Below are 21,012 nucleotides of genomic sequence, written 5' to 3' on the forward strand. Positions count from 1 at the left end.
ATTGAGCTTTTAACGCGCTAGGGGGCGTCCTGTTTTACACAGGACGCCCTTTCTTATGGCGTATGGCTTATTGCAACCCACCTTTCACAATGTAGTTTGCCGCGAAACCATTATTGAGCGGGTGCAGCAGGATATTACCCACCAACAGCGTGGTGTCATTGCCCGGCCCGGTAAACAGCGTTTTGCCATCAAAGTTGATGTCGGTGCTGATATAGCCGGTTAGGATATGGTTGGTATTGCTTTGCGTATTATCGCCAGCAGTAATCACGCGCCCTAGCAGGCTGGTAACATCATTGTTCGGGCCATTAGCGCTTAAGGTGTTGCTTACATTAATATCGCCAGCCCACATTAGTGCTACCGTGCCAGTAATAATGCGGGTTTCATCGCCGCTGACCACCATGGCGTTTGAAGCGAAATTAAGCGCTTTCGCGGTGCTACTCAAGCTGATAGGGCTGGCGCTTACCATGCCGAGATGATTGCGGTGACGCACACTCACGTAGTAGTTACCGGCTTTAACCTTGGCAAAGTGCAACAGGTTAGAGCCGGTTTGCGAATCCACGACATCGCCATCCCGTTGCAGAATCAGCGCTCGGCTGGCTGCCACGGTATCAAGACCAGTACGCAATTCAACCAGTATCCAATCGACGACCGCATCGTTGCCCGCCATTTCTTGAACCACCGTGCTGAGTGTTTCCGTACCCGCGTATTTAAATGGATCCGCCTGATACGGTTGTGTATTGGGCAATAAGCCTAAGGTATTCAAGGTGTCTACCATCAATGCCGTTTTGCTATCATAAGCACCTTGTAACATGGCACGCACGCTCACCGTCACACCATCATCTGCGGTGTTGTTGACGACACTCACTTTGAACAGTTTACTGCTGCTTAAACCGCCGGTATCGGTAACGGCAATCTCCACTTCGTAAACGTTATCGCGGTTAGCATCCATCGGCGCGTCATAATCAGGCATAACGCGGAAACGCAATAAGCCGGTGCTGGGTTCTATTTCAAAATGGGCACCGTCTGCGCCGCCGCTGATACGGTAGTTCAATTTGTCATTGGCATCGGAATCTTGCGCTGCCACTGTCAATACCGTTTTACTGGTGTCTTCGGTCACGCTCAGACTGGTGGTTGAAGTGATCGTAGGCGCTTCATTGGTATTCATTACCCGCACGCTGACATCGCGCACGTATTTTGCACCATCCACGGTGGTTGCCGTGATTTCCAAGTCATAGACGTTATCTTTATCGCTATCCATCGGTGATTCGTAATTGCCGGGTGGCAAGGTCAAACTCGGTGGCAGCTCTGCACGGGTGTCAATTTCAGTGTCACCAGCCGATTTGACAATGATGACACTGTTGATCACAAACTTAACCGTTGCACAGTCTAAGGTCGCACCGGGAGCCGGGTTGGTAATCGTGAAGAAATTACCGTCGCTACCGCCACTGACGACGTAAGTGATCGGGTTGCCGTTGGCATCTTTGGCTTCCAATAACTTGATCACTGTCGTTATATTGGTTTCGTCAATGACCATATCGGCACCACTGGTCGTGTCATCAATCAGGCTGTCACAGACTTGGATGCTAATGCCATCTTTTATGCCGGAAAACTCCGAGGTGGAACCATACGTGCTTGCGTCAATTTTCTGTGTCAGCGTAACGCTGATGTAAGCACCTTGCGCCACGGTGACGGTACTGTTGAGCGTGCCTTTGAAATTCAAGCTGCCAGTGCCGGGGTGACTGAGGTCTTTGCTGCCAATCAAGGTTTGGCCTTCGCCATTGCCGGATGCATCTTTGGCGGCACTGGTGAAGAATTCGAGACGGTAATCACCTGCCGCCACATCCAAGTTGAAGTCATAGGTCACAATCTTGGTACCATTAGCACCGAAGGAGTTCACTTTGACATCTGGGTAATTGAGCAGGTTGTTGGGGCCATTGTCCGCATCACCAATATCGTTGGCGGTTACACCGGCGCTGTTCTCCACACCACCGATCAAATCAATGCCTAACCCAGTATTCGCGTAAATGCTATTACCAAGAATGCTGTTGCGAGCGGCCATGAACCCCCCCACCGCAATGCCGTCTCCGCCGTTATTGGCAATCAGGTTGCCTGCGCCATTACTGACGCCACCGATTTGGTTATCGCTGGGGCTGTCACCAGTTAATAGGATGCCAGCGCCGCCATTGGCACGTGCTGTACCCGTCGGCGTTGCGCCGATGTGGTTGCCTTGCAGGATATTGTTGCGGGAACTGTCGAGCTGGATGCCAGCACCCGCAAAACCGTTGATTGCCAGTTCGCGGATAATGCTGCGGCTTGCGCCATTGCTCAGGGTCAAACCGTTGGCGCTACCAGCGTTGGTGCCTTTCAACTCCAAGATGGGGTTGCCGTTGGAACCGGATGGCGCTGAGCCGTCCAGCACAATTGGCCCGGTAATGTTGGGTAGAGCGCTTTGTAGCGGAATGCTCCAGTAACCTGTGGCGTAATTTGGATCGCTGGTGGACATTTCTAAAATGGCGTTTTCTTTGCCTGCGGTGCGTCCGACTTGTGCCAGTGTCGCATCACCCCCCAACAGATTGGCGTTCAGCAAGAACTGACGGAGTGAACCCGCGCCGCTGTCGTTGGTATTGGTTACGGTGTCGAAGTTGAAGCCGAAGTTGACATTGCTGAGGTTGGCATTACTTAACGTAATGGCTTGGCTGAATGCCGTACTCGCGGTACTCACATTGTTCACGCCGTCAGTACGGTAGGTGATCACCCCGCGTTCCGAACCGTTTGAACCGGAGCGGGTCGAGCGCACGCTGGCATTCACCACTTGCACACTGTATGCACCCACTGGAATATTAGTGAAGGTATAGCTACCGTCGGCTGTCGACGTGGTGGTGGCGAACACATTATTGCTGGAGTCACGCAGTTCAATACTGGCACCATTGATGCCCGTCATGCCAGCCGTTGCTGCATTGAAAGCACGCCCGTTGCCGCCGCCGTAATTCACGTCTTCGTAGATTTTACCAGCAATATCCTTCAGGACAGCCGCTGCAATAGCCGTTGAGAACTCAGACGTGTTGTTACCTGCATCCGTGGCTGTTGCCGTGATGTAGGTGCCGCTGTCAACGGCTGGTAAGGAGGCCGTGAATGTCGCATTGCCGCTGCCGTCGGTGGTAACGGTCGTATTGCCGAGATAACGCTCACCTTCCCCGTAACCTGTGGCATCCGCAGTGGTGTTGGCAAAGAATTCCAACGTGAACGTCGCATTGGCAATACTGTTCAGCGTGCCGGAAATATCCGTGGTAGCGCCGCTAAGGTTGGCGTAGTTCAGGATGGGATAGTTTTGCAGGCCATTCGGGGCATAGGCTGAATCACTGTCACCGGCATCATTCGGGTTGACCCCATCCAAGACCCACGGGTCACTGCTCCGCTCCAGGTCAATGCCGATGCCACCGTTGGAATGGATGGCGTTGCCACTGATGCGTACATTGCGCCCGGCGGGGCCGGTATAGAAGAAGCCGATGCCTGCGCTGGTATTGTGGGCAATAAGGTTGCACGTACCAGTACATGCCCCATTAACGGTGATGCCTGCCGTACCGCCGATTAACCCGCCACCATCGGTATTGTAATAACCGATACCGAAGCCTTGATTGCCAATGGCGGTGGTTCCATTGGCTCCCACCCCGATGTAGTTGCCTTGTACCGTGCCATTGGTGGAACCACCGCCGTAGAAATAGATACCAAACGCACCGTTACCGGAAATAATGTTGCGCTCAGCAGCAGTTGTCCCGCCGATCTTCATGCTGTCACCTTCAGCGGCAATACCACCTTGTAGGTTTGGCTTTGCCACCAAACCGCTGGCATTTACCCCGATGTAACTGCATTGCACGCTGTTATTGGTTTGCAAGGTATTACCGACTGGGAAGGTGATTGGGAAGCGTGACAGGCGAATACCGTAACGGCTGAAATCGTTAATGATCAAGCCTTTAATGGTGCTGTTCGAGGCATACAGACCAATACCGTCAGCCTCTGCACCGGCGGAACTGCCATCAATTTCAACCCTTGGTTGCGGGCAAGTAGTGCCCGGTTGCGTCGAGCCATCAATCACCAATGGGGTGGTGATGCCCGGCAATGGTGTGGTCGGTTGAATCGACCAGTATTCATCGCCATTGCTGGCAATGCCGTCAGGGTTGGTGTAGCCGGGTTGCGTGTTCGGGATATTGAACGTGATGGTGTCAGCTTCCGGTGTGGTGTTTGCGCATTCAATCGCATCCCGCAATGAACCGGAATTGTTAGCGGGGGTGTCGGTATCTGCTGTAACAGTGACCATCAATGAACAACCTGCGCTGTAAGCGTATACAGGTGAAAACTCAGAGGTACCAACATTTGTAACGGTTGCTGTTGCGGTCAATCGATCCCCTTCAACCAAACCAACAGGGGCGGGCACCGTGATACTGAACGCTTTCATGCCGGTTTGGGTGTTGCCGTCGACATCGGTTGCCAATGCACAGTTGGCAGTATCCGTGTCGGCTGCACTGCCTTCTACTGCCTTGGTGAGGTAGATTTGGCCTTCGCCGTAGTCCTTGGTTTTACCCAGTTTATTGTCGCCGGGTGTCGCTTTACCGCCAGCACTGACATCGGCTTCAAACAGCTCAATGGTTGCTCCCGCAGGCGCACACCCTTTGAGGGTGAGGTTGCCACCCGAAGCGGATACATTCGCGAGAACAGGGAAGTTGAGCAAGCTATTCGCGCCCGTATCCGTGTCGTTAGCATCGTTGATTGTCACGCCACTATTGGCATCACTAATGCCGAGGTCGATACCTAATCCACCGTTAGCATAGATGTTGTTACCCGAAATCGTGGCGGCGGTTGTTGTACCCTCGTTATTATAGTTCCACACGGTAATACCATGCTTGGCATTGTGGGCAATGATGTTATTCCTGATGGTGCTGAGTCCCGCTGGACTGATCACGTAGATACCGTATTCGCCGTTGCCCATGTTAGTGGCAGAACCCATTGGGTCAGTACCGATGTTGTTGGCTTCGATCAGATTGTTTTTAGATGTATACACCTTAAGACCTGCGCCCTTAAAGCGGTTAATCGCGAGGTATCTGACCGTACTACCTTCGTTGCCACCATTCAATGTAAGCCCTCTAACCCCTTGCCCGGCGTTAATGCCATTCAGTTCAATGACTGGGCGGTTGGCGAAAGTGAAACCGGGCGCAGTTGTTCGCGTCGGTTGGGTTGAGGCATCAATGATAATATTATCGTATACGAAGGGTAGCTCGCTTTGTACGGCAATGCTCCAGTATTGGTGGGTGGCATTGTAGTTCGGGTCGCTGGTGGACAGCTCGAAAATGGCGTTTTCTTTGCCTGCGGTGCGCCCTTGTTGTACCAGCGAGCTGGCGTCATCAAACAGGTTAGCGTTGAGGATGAATTGGCGCAATGAACCTTGCCCGCTGTCATTGGCATTCACGATGGTATCGAAGTTGAAGCCGAAATCCACCCCGCTGAGGTTGCTGGCTGCCACTGTCACGGGTTGCACGGCTTGCCCGCCAACACCGTTGGTTGTTTCACCTGCTGCGATGCCGTTGGTGCGGTAGGTCATGACCCCCAGTTCCGTGCCGTTAGAACCAATGCGGGTGGAATTGACGCTGGTAGCAACAACTTGCACGCTGTAGTTGCCGCCAGGAATGTTGGTGAACGTGTAACTGCCGTCCGTGGCTGTCGTTGTGCTTCCAAGTACGGCATTGCTGGCATCGCGCAATTCCACGGTTGCACCACGGACGCCTGCTGTACCCGCCGTACCGAATGGGCGACCTGCGCCGCCACCGTAGTTTTTGTCTTCAAACACTTTGCCGGAAATACTTTTATTGCTTACATTTGGCCCTACTTCCGCAAAACCTGTCGAATCAAAAGTATGGCTGCTCAAGTCCGATGCATCATTTTGATCGTGCCAATCCAGTTTGTCTTTGGAAAGAGTGCTAGTTTGTGAAGCATAGCAGCGTGCTTTGACATTATTCAGCCCGTCGACAACACCCGCCTTGATAGCCAATTCCACCTGCCCGTTTAAAATGCGAACAAACGCATCCCCTTGGTTGATGGGATAGTCAGCTTCATATCCTGTGGAGCAACCTGTGGTGTCTTTTTTCCCCGGATTCGCACAACCCACATCATTGTTAGTATCCTTGTAAATGATGGCATCGTCATTGCCAACAGCGTGCCACGTATTGCCTTGATAAGTGCTGCGCGGTTGTACCCGGATCAGTAAATCACTACGCGCGGGTGTTTCTGGTGAAGCTGAATCATGGTCAGTATCCAGTTCCAAATGATACTCACGGCTTTCCCCGGTATTGTCATAGTTCCAGTTTTCACGGAATTGCCATGCAAAGAAATAATATTGTTCAGTGCCATCGTAGTAACCCAAGCGGCACTGCTCAATGTCGGTGTCGCCTGCACCTGCAACAAGCGAATCCCAGTTTTCGTAAATATCCTGTGAGTAGCTTTGGCATGGCGCATTTTCTGCGCCGTCTGCGCCATTGGGGTTGTAGGAGGAAGTGCCGTGGCAGTCGTTAATGATGCGCTGACTTGTCCATGATGCGGGTGGCTCTGTGCTGGTATTCGCTTGATACCCGAAGTCTAACCCGTGGTTATTTTGCCCTGCGTTGCCGAGGGTAAAACTGATGGTGGCATTGCTGCCACTGACCGCAGCATCGGAATCGCGGATGTCGGTTTGGCTATTGTTGTCTGTTTTACCATCAGCGTTCTGCGTGGTTAAGCTGTAGGTGCTGAGGCTTGCTTGCGTATTGCTGACGCTCAAGCTACAGCTTTCACCGCTGCCCATAAAGGTGGCATTGCCGCCTGCTTTGTTTGAGAAGTAGTATTCGCCTTGGGCATTGGTTGCAGCCGTAGCGTTATCCGTGCCGCAAGTCAGCGTGACATTGATATTGGCGATGCCTGCTTCGCCTGCGTCTTGCAAACCATCTTTATCTGCATCCAACCACACGCGATTGCCGATTTCGGTGGGAGCAGGGTCACACAGCACCTCTAGGTCGCCAAGCCCTACCGCTTTACCGAGGAAACGGTTGTCTTCGCCGTAAAGCTGGGCGCCGCTGGTACGGGTTCCGGTCTGGTTGTTTAACCAAATCGTGCCGCCGGTAGTGATATTGAACGGGTTCATTGCGTTCAGGGCAACTTCTTGCTTACCCGGTATAAGTGCTAAGGCACCGAATGCGTTTTCGGTATGCCCCACAAATTTTTCACCGCCATAAAACTCACCTCCGCCAGGGCCAGCGTAAGGCCAAGCAGGGTCAGTGCCAGTTTTTACCCCTTCACCAGCAATACCGTTAGCCGTACCCGCATTTTCCAGGGTGTAAGCGCCCGTGGTGGCATTGTAACTGGCCTTCAGCAATTCGCCGTTGGAGAACACGCCGTAGAAACGTGTAGAACTGGTATCGGTACCGTAATTGTATTGCCCAAATTGCAGGCCAGTACGGTCAATGAAGCCGAGCAGCATGTCGCCATTGGTATCAAATTCAATGCCACTAAGCATGAGTTGCGCATCATCCGCCCAGTCAGCCGAGCCATGATCGCCCAACGTCAATGCCGACAGGCTGCTAACCCATGGAATATTGTACCGTGAGTATTCAGACGCTCGCATGTGGTCAGCGTGCCACCTTGGGTAATTCAGCGGAACGTTTAGCTTTTCCGTCCAGTTTGTGCCGTCATAGGCGTGGATGGAGGCTTTCAGATCAGCGCTGCTGCCACCATTTTCACCCGTACAGGTGATGCCCGCGTGCAATTTGCCTCGGTAATATTTCAGCGCAAAGGGGCGTGCCACTCCCTTGGTGCAACTGACCGCAGGCAAGCTAATTTCGCTGGCAGTGGTCGGAACCGTGCCATTGGCATTATAAGCGGTCAGGTCAACTTTGATGATTTTGCGTGAATACAAGTTGCTGACATAGAGCGTGTTGCCATCGTCTGATAACTCAATGTCACCTAAACCTTCCTTACCCACTTTGTCGAACATGGTCGGGTCATGGCTGGGCGAATAAGGGTCGCCCGGCAAGTTGCGGTCGCTATTGCTGCCAATTGAGCCAACATCAATTCCGGGGAGTGCATCTAAGTTGAGGAAATTGCTGACGACCGGGTTTGTACCGGAGTAATTGACGACATACAGGCCGCCGATTCCCAGCGGGCCGAGGCCAACATGACGCCTGAGCATCGCCGCTGCAAAAGCTTTCTTGTTGTGGCGGTTGTAGGCCAAGCCCCAGATACTGCCTACTTGCGATCCCAGTGCATCCTGCTTTAACGTCGGCGGGGCGATACCGGAATCATTGTAATTAAAAGACAGCAGTGCAGCAAAGCTACCTGCCATGTTCGTGCCGCTGGCTAAATTGTCACCGTTGATATAGCGAGCCGTCAGCAATTTCGGGTCAGCTTGGCAATAATCCACAGGGTTATAAACGCCAAGATTTGCATCACAGGTGGCATTAACCGTGACAAATCGCGCGTTACTATTGGCATTTGTGCCAGAAGTGCCCACTTCAATTCCAGCGGACAAGTTGGTGAATTCCAATCGGTATGACGCACCATTGGTTAATCCCGTGAACTTGTACCAGCCGTCAGCATCAGTTGTGGTGGTCGCAGCGGTATTGCTGCTGTTGTAGGCAGTCACCGTAATGCCAGCAAGCCCTACTTCACCGCTTTCACGGGTACCATTCTGGTTATAGTCTTGGAAAACAATGCCCCCAAAGTGACCGCTGCTGGCATTACAAGCGCCAACTGCGTCGTCGTCAATAATGCTGCCTTGCGGTGGTTGCGGGTATGAGCCGTTCATGTATTGGGCATTGATCACATTGGTGATATTCAGGCTGATTTTTTCATTCGGCTCAACCGTGGTATCGCCGACTACTGGCACGGAAATGACGCTGCCATTGGCACCGATTGGAATGGTCAGCGTACCCGTTTTTGCTTGATAGTCGTTATTGGCTAGGGTTGCCGTGCCATCCGTGGTGGTGTAGTTGAAACTGACGCCTCCGGCTGGTGCCGCAGCACTCAATTGCACCGGGAAATTCAGGTAACTGAGGCCGCTATTGCCTTCTTTTACTACCGCATCGCTGACACTTAGCAAGGTGGTGGGGCTTGCGTCGCAGTCCATGGTTTTAAGCAGCAAGTCATCAAAGATGATGCGGTTGGCAACGCCGTTAGCGACCCCGGCTTTGGCAACATCATAAAGGTAGAAACGTAAATAATACGTTTTGTTAGATGATAAGTTGACCGGCGTATCCAAATCATAGTGGCTGATGTAGAAATTTTCATACAGAGGGCCTTCGCTTACATTCCCCCCCACTGTTGGATTATCCTCATCAATTTGAATCATGTTCTTGACGATGGCAGGCGAAGTGAACGCCGGATTATCATCAAGCTGAATTTGCATCTTGTACTTGCCGCTGTGCTGCCAAGTATTGGTTGGCGCTAACGTTGACATTGCCACACCGTAGAGGATGTGTTCGCTGGTCAAGGACGCTTGCGTGGTAAAGCTGTATTGGAAATATTTGTTGCCACTGATGGCTTGTGCCAGGGTTGAGGGTACAGTGGCGGCTTCTGTATATAACTCCCAATCTGTCGGGCCAGTGGTCAGATTGGAACTCATTTCGTTAGCAGCCGATGCTATCAAGCCGGTGTTTAAAATCGCAGGGACAGGATGACCGCCCAGCACTTGGCTGGATGGCGTATACGGGTTGTGGTTCCAAGTAATGCTGGCGTTGATGCCGGTGGTGGTTGGCGGTGGCGGCGAACAGGCCAACACAGGTGCGGACTGATCAAAGCCAAAGTTCTGGTCAGCCGTTACGCTGTTTGCTGCCACGGTAACGCTGGCTAATGGATTGGTCGTGCCAATACTGGAACCGGATGGCAGGTCGGCATCGGTGGTCTCCACCTCCACCTGATAAGTGCCTACCGTCAGCCCCGGAGCTGTGTAAACACCGCTGGCATTCGTGGTTGCTGTTTTCAGCAGCGTGGTTTTAGCGCTGTTGTATACCCTAACGGCGATATTGGGTAACTTGGTTTCTGCGGCATCCAAGGCATTGTTGGTATTGCTGTCAGTGTAAACTGTGCCGCTGATAGCCCCGTAAGTCTGGCAAACCTGTGTGTAGGACACGCCATTCACCCACATGGCTGACCCGCTGTAAACCAGACGGATATAGCGGGCGCCACCCGCAGGGATGGTGTATGCCTTGTAAGCCAGAACGCCGTTGGAAGTGGATGCACTGCTCAATGTTGAGACTGCGGAATAACTGGAATTATTCAAAGAAGTGCTGACAGCCGCACGGGATGAGGACTTGGTACGCGCCATGGACAATGAAACGCTGCTACCGCCGGGAATCGTCGTTCCCAAGTCGAGTATCAAGGTTCCGCCAGCGCCATTCAGTTTGGCTGAATTGGATGTGGTAGCACTAGCGCCGCTGCTTGCTAGTGCGCCGATTGCTGCTGTGGTGTTGTTCACAGCGCCGGTGCTGGTAGCGTTGACAGCGTTTCCTGATTGAGTCGCGACATACATACCGGCTGGGCAAACGCCAGTTGCCGGGGCATCAAACCCAAAATTCTGGTTGGCAGTTGTGCTGTTTGCTGCCACGGTAACGCTTGCTAAGGGGTTGCTTGTGCCAATGGTTGCGCCTACTGGCAGGTCGGCATCGGTGGTGTCTGCGCTAATTTTGTAAGTAAGGGCGGGGTCTAAGTCGCCGAAACTGTAAGAACCATCGGCTGCGGTGCTGGTGATGGCAATAGTGACACCCGTCGCGTTATTCAGCAAAGAAACGGTAATGGAACCAATGCCGGATTCGGTGGCGGAATCAAAAGCATTGTTAGTGTTGCTATCGGTGTAAACCGTGCCGCTGATGGTGCCGGTCGTCGACGGATTCGCAAACGCTTTGTAACTGGCGGTACAGGTGGTCGGTGCATCCAGTTCTGTCGGGCGGGTAAATATTGTACGCACAGTATTGGTCGGTGCGGTATTTTGAAAGTCAAAAAACTGTGAACCTGTCTGTGTTTCATCGTAAAAATTAATTTTGTCGCTAGCGCTATTACCCGTGAAAGCTCCCTGATTAGTGGTTGAGCCAGAGAAGATCATGGCTCCACTACCCGTAACGGTAGCACTATTGATGAAATCGTAACCCGCAACCTTGGCATTCGAGCCGTTACGGAATACCCCCGAACCATTATGCTGCCACTTGTTGTTGGGTTTGGTGATCAGGATCGTTCCGTTATTGGTCACGTTCGGGTTGTTGCTGTTAAACCCGTTATAAGACACAAGTGTGCAATTATTGATAATGGTCGCACTGGAATTCATGTTGATGAAGTTTTTGGCATATGCCCGCCCATTATTAGTGAACGTACCATCTGGATTGAAATTGCCATCCACCTCTATGCGGTAATTGTTGGTCAGGATAGTGCCAAGCGTGGTATTGAGATCCCCTGTTGCGTTGACGATGCCATCGTTAGTGAAAGTGGAATTACTGCCCAATTGAAAGGTCGGGGCACTCATGGTCGCATTGGCTCGATTGTGGAACGTGGTTGCGCCGTTAGTATTCGGGTTGCCGGTGAAAGTGAATGTGCCGGAGTTGTCAATGACTGTACCAGCGTTGAATGCAGCTCCCGCCAAGGTAGTAGTGCCGTAATTAGTCAGCGTACCAGCAGGGTTATTAAGGCTGCCTGCGAACGTCGCTCCTGTTTCCACACAAATGCTGGCACCGCTGCCGAATTCTACCGTGCCGGTATACGTACCGCTGGCGATTTTGAGTGATTGCCCCGACGTTAGGGTGTAATTGTTGCTACCGCCCGTGTTGGTTTGCGTGTAAGTCGCGGTACAGTTGGCGGCAAATGCTTGCCCTGTCAGCACCGTCAGTAACAATAACGCAAACAAAATTTGTAAGGAAAAACCAAGCGATCCATTGGCATGGCGGCATTCAGGCATTGAAGTATTCATTATTCTAGTTCCGTTATCATTATGATTTTTCGGCTTTAATTGGTTTTTCTAACGTAATTTTTATTATTGATTATAATTATTTTAGCACCATCATAACTTTAATCAATAATGATGGTGGCGTTTGGCGCATCTTTGAGCCGTAATAGTGTTTCTTGCATACCTACTTGCACCCAAGCCCGCATCCCGCTAGATTGCAGAGCAAATGGCAAAGGTACTGACACGCTTATGAAAACTGTCCTGATTTTGTATTACAGCCGTCACGGTGGCGTTTCCAGCATGGCGCAACAGATGGCACGCGGTGTAGAAAGTGTCGCCGATGTCCAAGCGATGTTGCGCACGGTGCCGGAAATTTCCGAAGTGTGCGAAGCGGTCGCGGATACCATTCCCGCCAGTGGAGCGCCCTACGTGACGTTGGATGATTTGAAGCAGTGCGATGCACTGGCGCTAGGCAGCCCTGGACGTTTCGGCAATATGGCGGCACCGCTGAAATATTTCCTCGAAAAAACCAGCAGCCTCTGGTTGTCGGGTACACTCATTGGCAAACCTGCTGGCGTTTTCACTTCCACCTCCAGCTTGCATGGCGGCCAAGAGAGCACATTGTTGTCGATGATGTTACCGCTCTTGCACCACGGCATGTTGATCACCGGCTTGCCGTATTCTGAATCGGATTTGATTAGCACTCAGAGCGGTGGCACACCGTATGGCGCGACGCACGTTTCCGGCAGTGACAGCAATCGCCCGCTGACGGATGAAGAAAAACGCCTGTGTTTTGCCCTCGGCAAGCGTCTGGCACAACTGGCACACCAACTATGAATAAACTTCCCCTGTGGCGCAATCTGACTTTATTTAGCTTGTTGGGTTTAATCGGTTTGATCGTGGTGTGGAATAGCCTGCTGGCTGGTGTGCAACACGTACCATTATGGTTAGAAATACCGCTGTTAATTGCGCCGTTGGTATTGTTGGTGCGTGGTATTTTGCAGGGCAATGTGCAAACGCATGTATTCGCCGTGTTAATGTCGTTGCTGTATCTGCTGCTGGGGATTTGGGTGGTATTAGACCCACAGGAACGCGCTTACGGCTATGCGTTGATTTTCCTCAGTGTTGGTTTGTACGCGGGGGCGTTCATGACGGCTAAAATCCTCGGTAAACGCAATAAAGGTGACGCGGCATAATGCGCATTGGACACGGTTACGATGTACACGCTTTCACCAGCGGCGATCATCTGGTGCTGGGCGGTGTTAAAATTCCGCATACGCACGCGTTTAAAGCGCATTCGGATGGCGATGTATTATTGCACGCGATTTGCGATGCCTTGCTGGGAGCCGTCGCTTTGGGGGACATTGGGCAACATTTCCCGGATACCGCCGCCGAATACGCCAATATTGACAGCCGCATTTTATTGCGGCATGTAGTTGGCTTGGTGCGCAGTCAAGGCTATGGCGTGATCAATCTGGATAGCACGATCATTGCGCAATCGCCTAAAATGGCGCCGCACATTTTGACCATGCGCGAACACCTTGCGGCAGATCTCGGCTGTGCATTGGGGCAAGTCAATGTGAAAGCCACTACTACCGAAAAATTAGGGTTCACCGGCCGCAAAGAGGGCATCGCCGCTCATGCCGTGGTGTTATTAGGAGCAGTAAACCATGATTGAAAAATTAGACAATGAAGCGCTGACGGTAATTTTGGAAGGTTTGCCGGGTTGGGTATTGCGCGACAATAAATTACACCGCGTGCTGAATTTTGCCGATTTTGTCGAAGCCTTTGGTTTTATGTCACAAGTGGCGCTGGTGGCGGAACGCATGAACCATCACCCGGAGTGGTGCAATGTGTACAAAACCTTAGCCATCAGCCTTACCACCCACGACGCAGGTGGCATTACTCACCGCGATATTGAATTGGCGCAAACCATCAACCGTTTAGCGGGCTATCCGGTCTGACACCGGCTTATATCCCAGTGTTTAATCGCCCAGTCCCAGCACGCGCTAAGGTGTGAGAATTCGTGCGCGTCGGGGCAGGGTTGTTTGAGAAAGCGTAGCGCTGTAACCAGAGTTTGCAAGCGTTCGCTAGTATTCAGTGCAGGTGCAAGGTTCTGTTTGCTCAGTTTTTGCCCGAATTCATTTAATACTAACGGTACGTGTGCGTAATGCGGTTGCGGTAACTGCAACAATTGTTGCAACCAGATTTGCCGGGGAGTGTTATCCAGTAAATCGACACCGCGCACCACTTGAGTCACCCCCTGAAAAGCATCATCGACCACCACCGCTAATTGATAAGCAAACAGGCCATCAGCGCGTAGCAGTACAAAATCACCCACGTCACGGCTTAGGCACTGACAATAATTGCCTTGAATGCCATCATGGAAACAAATGGGATAATCCGGTGTGCGCACGCGGATAGCGGGCAACGTTGGCAAGCCTTTGCGCGAACGGGTGCAGGAATAAGTGTGCGTTCCTAAACGCGCGAGTGCTGCGCGGTAAGCATCTTGGCGCTGACTTTGGTAAAGAATGTCACCATCCCATTCAAAGCCGTAGGCATCCAAGGTTTGAATAATGCTGTTGGTTGCGCCCGGCTGTTCACGTGGCTTGTCAAGGTCTTCGATACGTAGCAGCCAACGCCCTTGGGCTTGCCGTGCCGCCAGATAACTGGCGGTTGCGGCGACCAGAGAGCCAAAATGCAATGGGCCGGTAGGGGATGGGGCAAACCTGCCAACGGTAAGCAAGGCTGGGTGTCCTCAGACCGCCATTTGCTTTTCCTTGATTTCTTGCGTGGTTTTGCAGTCGATGCAAAGTTCGGCGGTCGGGCGGACTTCTAAACGCTGCAAGCCGATTTCAACCCCGCAGGCATCGCAGTAACCGTAGTCATCATCATCCAGTCGTGTGATGGTTTTCTCGATTTTACGAATCAATTTGCGTTCACGGTCACGGGCACGCAGTTCCAGCGCGAATTCTTCTTCCTGAGTGGCGCGGTCGGCTGGGTCGGAAAAGTTAGTGGCATCTTCTTTCATGTGATCGACAGTGCGATCCACTTCTTCCATCAGGGATTTTTTCCATGCGACCAAAATATGACGAAAATGTGCCAGTTGCTTTTCGTTCATGTACTCTTCGCCGGGTTCGGGGGTGTAGGGTTCGATACCGTCGACGGGTAGAGCGGCTTTTCTGCTCAGGTAGTTTACATTATCAGTTGCCATTGTTATCTCCAACAGTGAGTGGCGATGATCAGCTATTTTGTTGTAGAAACGTTTTGCGTTTTAACACTGACCAGCAATTTACGCGGGCGGATTATAGCTGAATTATTCATAATAAACAGAACTTTCGTATTTCTTTCGGATTTTTATCAAAAAAATTATGCGCTTACACCTTTTTATTCACATAAAGCGAAACTGAAAGCGCACCGCTGTGTCACCGGGGTCGGTGATATTGAGCAATAATTCATCCGGTTCGCCAATAGGCATGAGTTGTCCCTTGAAATGGGGTACGTACTCTTCAGGTGGAAAACGCCGCAACGCGATAACTTTATTGTTTTGATCCAAAAAACTGACTTCAATCATGGGATAAGGTTGGGGGAATACGGCTTCATTTTGGATGGATGCACTGATCGTCAGAACTTTAGGGGTATTGGGATGTGAATAAACATTGCGGCTTAGTAAATCAATTTTGCGTATATCACGCGGTTGGGTAAGGTTGCACCCCACGAAACCACACACCTTTTGGGTCAATGCAGCGGTAAGCGGTTGTTGTGCCAACCAATGACGGCTGTTGTAAAGCACTTGCAACAGCAATAATACCAGCAATATGCTGACAAGCACTGCCTTCCAGATGCTCGGTCTTGGTTTAGGCCAAGACCACTGGAATAATGGGCGCGAAGCAGGGCGACCAGTTTTGAGTCGTGGGGGAATATCGGTAAGGTCAGCAGCGGTAGCGGTGCTTAATTTGGCAAACCGGCGCTCTTCGGGCAGTGTTTGGCTTAAGCTTTTCATCGCGTCGAAAATGTTGTCACATTCACCACAGCGCAACAACCCTTGGGCTGCTGTTAATTCTTTCATGGTAACGCGAAAAATCGCGTTGCAGTGGTTACACTGTGTATACATGACTCCGCGCCATTTGATTAATCGCTTTATTCTAGTTGTTGTTTGGCAAAAATGTTTAGTTTAGGCGAGAGAAAATATCACCAGTCGCGTAGTTGGACAAAAAATACAGACTAGCGGCGCACACCCGTGACCCGTAGCCAATCTTCTTTTTGCACCAGCGAAAATTCATCTAATGACGCTTGGTAAGCTTGCGTAATCGCGGCGGCTTGTTCTGCCAAAATACCCGACAACACCAATTTCCCACCGGGGCGCAGTGCCGCCAATAACGCGGGCGCAAGTTCCACCAATGGCCCTGCCAAAATGTTTGCCATGACCACATCCCACGTTTGCTTAGGCAATTGTTCGGGGTAACAGGTATGCAACAGCGCCGGATCAATGCTGTTGCGTTCGGCATTGTCTTGGGTAGCCAGCAATGCTTGCGGGTCGATGTCTGTGCCTACGGCATGTTTCGCGCCCAGCTTGAGTGCTGCAATGGCGAGTACCCCAGAGCCGCAACCGTAATCCAGCACATCCAGCCCTGTCATATCCTGCCCATCCAACCACTCAAGGCACAGCGCGGTGGTCGGGTGCGTACCCGTGCCAAACGCCAAACCGGGATCGAGCAGCAGTTTTACGCTGTCATCGTCGGGGATTTCAAACCAACTGGGGTAAATCCACAAACGTTTACCGAAGCACATGGGCTGGAAACTATCCATCCAAGCGCGTTCCCACGGCTGATCTTCGACGATTTCATACAGCACGGATTCGATTTGCCAGTCGGCTTTGCGCGTTTCCAGCAGTAACTGCAAGGAATTGAGGTCGGTATCTTCCTCATACAATGCCGTGACCACCAGATTGTTCCACAAGCGCATTTCGCCGGGACGTGGCTCAAGGATGGGGTCATCTTCCGCATCCTGCCAGGTAATGGAAACCGCTCCCACGGCTTCCATTGTGTCCACGACCACTTCCTGATGTTTGGAAGTGGTATGACAAACCAATTGTTGCCAGCTCATTATTTGTGCATTCCCAACATTTTTTCGAGGTAGTGAATATCAGCACCACCGGCACGGAACGCGGGGTCTTCCATAATGCGGGTTTGCAGCGGGATATTGGTTTTAATGCCTTCGATGACCATTTCACTGAGTGCACCGTGCATCCGATTGATCGCGGTTTCGCGGTCTTGCCCGTGGACAATCAGCTTGCCGATCATGGAATCGTAGTAGGGCGGTACACTGTAATCGGCGTAAATGTGCGAATCCACGCGCACACCCAAGCCACCCGGTACGTGATAACGGGTAATCTTACCCGGTGACGGTGCAAAGGTTTGCGGGTCTTCGGCATTGATACGGCATTCAATCGCGTGACCGTTGACCTTGATGTCTTCCTGACGCAACGCCAGCACTTCACCGGAGGCAATCAGCAATTGCTGCTTCACCAAATCCACGCCGGTAATCAGTTCAGTGACGGGGTGTTCAACCTGCAAACGGGTATTCATTTCGATGAAATAGAATTCACCGTCTTCGTACAGAAATTCAAACGTACCCGCACCACGGTAGCCGATTTTGCGGCAGGCTTCGGCAACACGGTTGCCAATGCGGGCGCGTTGTTCTGCGGTAATGAAGGGGGCAGGGGCTTCTTCCACCACTTTTTGGTTACGGCGTTGCATCGAGCAATCGCGTTCGCACAGGTGAATCGCGTTGCCGTGGGAATCCGCCAATACTTGCAGTTCGATGTGACGCGGGCGTTGCAGGAATTTTTCCATGAACACCACGTCGTTACCAAACGCGGCTTTGGCTTCGGCACGGGTCAAGCTCACCGCTGCCACCAGTTCGTCGGCAGAATGCACCACGCGCATCCCGCGACCACCGCCACCGCCCGTAGCTTTGACGATCAATGGGTAGCCAATGCGCGTCCCCATTTTGAGGATTTCTTCGGGGTCTTCGGGCGTGCCGCCTTCAGAACCCGGGACGCACGGAACACCAGCGGCAATCATCGCGTCTTTTGCGGAAATCTTGTCACCCATCAGGCGAATGGTGTCCGCACGCGGGCCAATGAAAATGAATCCGCTGGATTCGACGCGCTCGGCAAAATCGGCGTTTTCAGACAAAAAGCCATAGCCGGGGTGAATCGCATCTGCGCCTGTGACTTCTGCCGCGCTGATAATCGCGGGGATGTTTAGGTAGCTGTCAATGGAACGGGGTGGGCCGATACACACCGATTCATCCGCCAGACGCACGTGTTTCAGGTCGCGGTCAGCCGTGGAATGCACTGCTACCGTTTTAATGCCGAGTTCACGGCAACCACGCAAAATACGCAGGGCAATTTCGCCCCGGTTTGCGATCAGTACTTTTTTCAACATGTTGTCACCTCGAAGGTGTTAGCCAAGCGCAATGATTATTCAACGATGAACAGCGGCTGCCCGAATTCGACAGGTTGTTCATTCTCAACCAAGATGGCTTTGATGACACCGGATGCGTCAGATTGAATCTGGTTGAGCATTTTCATGGCTTCGATAATGCACAAGGTGTCACCGACTTTCACGCTTTGCCCGACTTCGGCAAAGGCTTTCGCGGTCGGTGAGGAGGCGCGGTAGAACGTGCCGACCATCGGTGATTCTACCACGTGACCGGACGGTGCTACCGGCGCAACAGGCTCAGCAGCGGCAATGGGTGTGGATACCATCGCTTGTGGGTGTTGCTGCGGTGCATAGTATTGTTGCGGCGCTGAAGCGAGTGTCATGCCGGAGTTCACGCGGCTGATGCGTACCGAGTCTTCGCCTTCTTTGATTTCGATTTCGGCGACATCGCTGCCTTCCAGCAAGCTGATTAATTTTTGTATTTTACGAACGTCCATCATGGGTTAATGCTCTGTCGTGTTTGTTGAGTTTCTGTATAGCGGCATACAGTGCGAGTTCATAGCCCATTGTACCGAGTCCCAAGATCACGCCTTCGGCTATATCCGATAGATACGAGTGATGACGGAAAGGTTCTCGCCGGTGTACATTGGACAAGTGTATTTCGATAAACGGTATCGCGACCCCCAGCAAAGCATCCCGCAGCGCAATGCTGGTATGCGTGTAAGCACCGGGGTTGATGAGAATGAAATCGACTTGTTCCGTCATGGCTTGGTGAATGCGATCCACCAAAGCACCCTCGGAATTGTTCTGATAGCAATGCAGTGTTTGTTGTTGCTGGTCTGCTAATGCTATCAGACGCGCTTCAATATCAGCCAATGTCATAGTACCGTAATGCCCCGGCTCACGCTTGCCTAGCAAGTTCAGATTGGGACCATTGAGCAGAAGAATGCTTGCCATTGAAATCTGCCTTTACTCTCGAAACCGTAAAACCATGAGATTCTACACCGAACGGCGGCGATATGCAGCAATTGGGCGCGAAAATGCTGGATTTATCACGCCCAAGTGTTAAGGGTGTTGCCTAGCGTCCTTTGAATAATGAGCCGAGCAAACCGCGCACGATTTGTGTGCCGATGCGTCGCCCCGCGCTGGAGGTTGCCGCTTTCACCGCATTTTTCATGAAGGTTTCGCCAATACTGCCCAATAAGTTGTCGGCCTCAGGTTCACGGTCGGCAACGCGACGCGCCCCACTGTTAGTACGCCGTTCGGCTTTTTGTGCGGCGGCTTCCGCTTCCTGTTCAGCCGCTTCGGTGGCAGCGCTGACAGCGCGTTTTTGCAACAGTTCGTAAGCCGATTCACGATCCACCAGATTGTCGTAACGCCCTGCAAACGGGCTGGTGCGCAAAATCTCGCTGCGTTCTTCTTCCGTGAGTGAGCCAATCCGTGATTGCGGCGGGCGGATAAGGGTGTGTTGCACGACGGTGGGAATGCCCTTGTCATCCAAGACCGAAACCAGCGCTTCGCCCACACCCATTTGCATAATGGTTTCAGCGGTGTCGAGATTCGGGTTTTGGCGGAAGGTTTCGGCAGCCGTGCGCACCGCTTTTTGGTCACGCGGCGTGAATGCCCGCAGTGCGTGTTGCACGCGATTGCCGAGTTGCCCCAGCACGGATTCCGGCACGTCCAGCGGTGTTTGGGTAATGAAGTAAATCCCCACACCTTTGGAGCGGATCAGCTTGACGACTTGCTCAACCTTTTGCACCAGTGACTTGGATGCGCCATTGAACAGTAAGTGCGCTTCGTCAAAGAAGAACACGAGGCGCGGCTTTTCCATATCGCCGACTTCGGGCAAGTTCTCAAACAGTTCAGATAACAACCACAGCAGGAATGTGGCATACAAGCGCGGCGTATTGATCAAGCGATCAGCGGCGAGGATATTGATATTGCCGTAACCGTTTGCCCCGGTGCGCATGAAATCCCACAAATCCAAGGCAGGCTCGCCGAAGAATTGGTCAGCACCTTGTTGTTCCAGCACCAGCAATTGGCGTTGAATCGCGCCGATGGAGGCGGAACTGACATTGCCGTAAGTATTGCTAAAGGTTTTGCTGTTTTCGCCGAGGTATTGCAGCATGGCGCGTAAATCTTTCAGATCTAGCAGCAACATGCCTTGTTCGTCCGCCACTTTGAACGCGATGTTTAATACGCCTTCTTGGGTGTCATTCAATTCAAGCAGTTGTGCCAGCAGCAAAGGCCCCATGTCGGAAATGGTGGCACGTACCGGATGCCCACGTTCCCCGGATAAATCCCAAATGACGGTGGGGCAGCCTTCAAAGCGGAAATCGTCAATGCCAATTTTAGCGACGCGCTCATCCACTTTGGGGTGCGGGTTGCCGGGTTTGCTAATGCCGGTGAGGTCGCCTTTGATGTCCGCTAGGAACACCGGCACACCAATGCGGGATAATCCTTCCGCCAAGACTTGCAGGGAAATGGTTTTCCCCGTGCCGGTTGCACCCGCAATCAGGCCGTGGCGATTGGCAAAGCGTGGGTTCAGGAAAACTTGTTCTTCGCCCTTGCCGATCAGGATTCCGCTCGGTTGTGACATGATGACTCCTTCATTTC

13 protein-coding genes are annotated in these 21,012 nt (G+C 52.2%); 4 read left to right on the forward strand and 9 right to left on the reverse strand.

What is annotated here, in order from left to right; translation table 11 throughout:
* Nucleotides 1–67: 67 nt before the first annotated feature.
* A complete protein-coding gene (locus L3K52_11515) occupies nucleotides 68–11,971 on the reverse strand; it encodes a right-handed parallel beta-helix repeat-containing protein (GenBank protein ID UOG90827.1) in 11,904 nt (3,967 codons plus the stop codon).
* Nucleotides 11,972–12,196: 225 nt separating this feature from the next.
* Between L3K52_11515 and wrbA the strand changes: the two genes are divergently transcribed.
* The 4 genes from wrbA to L3K52_11535 are packed head-to-tail and all read left to right on the forward strand — an operon-like array spanning nucleotide 12,197 to nucleotide 13,911.
* A complete protein-coding gene (gene wrbA / locus L3K52_11520; protein ID UOG90828.1) occupies nucleotides 12,197–12,784 on the forward strand; it encodes an NAD(P)H:quinone oxidoreductase in 588 nt (195 codons plus the stop codon).
* Nucleotides 12,781–13,143 (forward strand): DUF2069 domain-containing protein, encoded by a 363-nt coding sequence (locus L3K52_11525; protein ID UOG90829.1) that lies wholly within the window; start codon nucleotides 12,781–12,783, stop codon nucleotides 13,141–13,143. Before wrbA ends, L3K52_11525 begins: the two co-directional genes overlap by 4 nt.
* A complete protein-coding gene (ispF, locus tag L3K52_11530) occupies nucleotides 13,140–13,625 on the forward strand; it encodes a 2-C-methyl-D-erythritol 2,4-cyclodiphosphate synthase (protein UOG93999.1) in 486 nt (161 codons plus the stop codon). The genes L3K52_11525 and ispF overlap by 4 nt, the downstream gene beginning before the upstream one ends.
* Nucleotides 13,618–13,911: a 4a-hydroxytetrahydrobiopterin dehydratase gene (locus tag L3K52_11535; GenBank protein UOG90830.1), complete on the forward strand. Its 294-nt coding sequence runs from the start codon at nucleotides 13,618–13,620 to the stop codon at nucleotides 13,909–13,911. Before ispF ends, L3K52_11535 begins: the two co-directional genes overlap by 8 nt.
* On the opposite strand, the gene gluQRS is transcribed toward L3K52_11535, so the two are convergent.
* The 8 genes from gluQRS to L3K52_11575 form a co-directional block, all read right to left on the reverse strand.
* Nucleotides 13,899–14,693 (reverse strand): tRNA glutamyl-Q(34) synthetase GluQRS, encoded by a 795-nt coding sequence (gene gluQRS / locus L3K52_11540; GenBank protein ID UOG90831.1) that lies wholly within the window; start codon nucleotides 14,691–14,693, stop codon nucleotides 13,899–13,901. The genes L3K52_11535 and gluQRS overlap by 13 nt on opposite strands.
* A 12-nt stretch (nucleotides 14,694–14,705) precedes the next feature.
* On the reverse strand, nucleotides 14,706–15,161 hold the full coding sequence (gene dksA, locus L3K52_11545; protein ID UOG90832.1) for an RNA polymerase-binding protein DksA: 456 nt from the start codon (nucleotides 15,159–15,161) through the stop codon (nucleotides 14,706–14,708).
* Between the two features lie 177 nt (nucleotides 15,162–15,338).
* Nucleotides 15,339–16,016, reverse strand: a complete 678-nt coding sequence (locus tag L3K52_11550; protein ID UOG90833.1) for a DUF3426 domain-containing protein — start codon at nucleotides 16,014–16,016, stop codon at nucleotides 15,339–15,341.
* Nucleotides 16,017–16,171: 155 nt separating this feature from the next.
* Entirely contained in the window at nucleotides 16,172–17,053 is an 882-nt protein-coding gene (gene prmA, locus L3K52_11555) for a 50S ribosomal protein L11 methyltransferase (GenBank protein ID UOG90834.1), read from the reverse strand.
* Nucleotides 17,053–18,399, reverse strand: a complete 1,347-nt coding sequence (gene accC / locus L3K52_11560; GenBank protein ID UOG90835.1) for an acetyl-CoA carboxylase biotin carboxylase subunit — start codon at nucleotides 18,397–18,399, stop codon at nucleotides 17,053–17,055. Before accC ends, prmA begins: the two co-directional genes overlap by 1 nt.
* A gap of 35 nt (nucleotides 18,400–18,434) precedes the next feature.
* Nucleotides 18,435–18,893 carry an acetyl-CoA carboxylase biotin carboxyl carrier protein gene (gene accB / locus L3K52_11565; protein UOG94000.1) on the reverse strand — a complete coding sequence of 153 codons (459 nt, stop codon included), beginning with the start codon at nucleotides 18,891–18,893 and terminating at the stop codon, nucleotides 18,435–18,437.
* Entirely contained in the window at nucleotides 18,880–19,353 is a 474-nt protein-coding gene (gene aroQ, locus L3K52_11570) for a type II 3-dehydroquinate dehydratase (protein ID UOG90836.1), read from the reverse strand. The genes accB and aroQ overlap by 14 nt, the downstream gene beginning before the upstream one ends.
* A gap of 121 nt (nucleotides 19,354–19,474) precedes the next feature.
* Nucleotides 19,475–20,995, reverse strand: coding sequence for a DUF853 domain-containing protein (locus L3K52_11575; GenBank protein UOG90837.1), 1,521 nt, complete (start codon nucleotides 20,993–20,995; stop codon nucleotides 19,475–19,477).
* Nucleotides 20,996–21,012: the final 17 nt, after the last annotated feature.

Source organism: Candidatus Thiothrix sulfatifontis (assembly GCA_022828425.1).
Lineage (GTDB): Bacteria > Pseudomonadota > Gammaproteobacteria > Thiotrichales > Thiotrichaceae > Thiothrix > Thiothrix sulfatifontis.

Coding starts and splice junctions, on each gene's coding strand:
- L3K52_11515 (UOG90827.1), bottom strand. CDS start 11,971: ATGAATACTTCAATGCCTGAATGCCGCCATGCCAATGGATCGCTTGGT.
- wrbA (UOG90828.1), top strand. CDS start 12,197: ATGAAAACTGTCCTGATTTTGTATTACAGCCGTCACGGTGGCGTTTCC.
- L3K52_11525 (UOG90829.1), top strand. CDS start 12,781: ATGAATAAACTTCCCCTGTGGCGCAATCTGACTTTATTTAGCTTGTTG.
- L3K52_11535 (UOG90830.1), top strand. CDS start 13,618: ATGATTGAAAAATTAGACAATGAAGCGCTGACGGTAATTTTGGAAGGT.
- dksA (UOG90832.1), bottom strand. CDS start 15,161: ATGGCAACTGATAATGTAAACTACCTGAGCAGAAAAGCCGCTCTACCC.
- L3K52_11550 (UOG90833.1), bottom strand. CDS start 16,016: ATGAAAGAATTAACAGCAGCCCAAGGGTTGTTGCGCTGTGGTGAATGT.
- prmA (UOG90834.1), bottom strand. CDS start 17,053: ATGAGCTGGCAACAATTGGTTTGTCATACCACTTCCAAACATCAGGAA.
- accC (UOG90835.1), bottom strand. CDS start 18,399: ATGTTGAAAAAAGTACTGATCGCAAACCGGGGCGAAATTGCCCTGCGT.
- accB (UOG94000.1), bottom strand. CDS start 18,893: ATGGACGTTCGTAAAATACAAAAATTAATCAGCTTGCTGGAAGGCAGC.
- aroQ (UOG90836.1), bottom strand. CDS start 19,353: ATGGCAAGCATTCTTCTGCTCAATGGTCCCAATCTGAACTTGCTAGGC.
- L3K52_11575 (UOG90837.1), bottom strand. CDS start 20,995: ATGTCACAACCGAGCGGAATCCTGATCGGCAAGGGCGAAGAACAAGTT.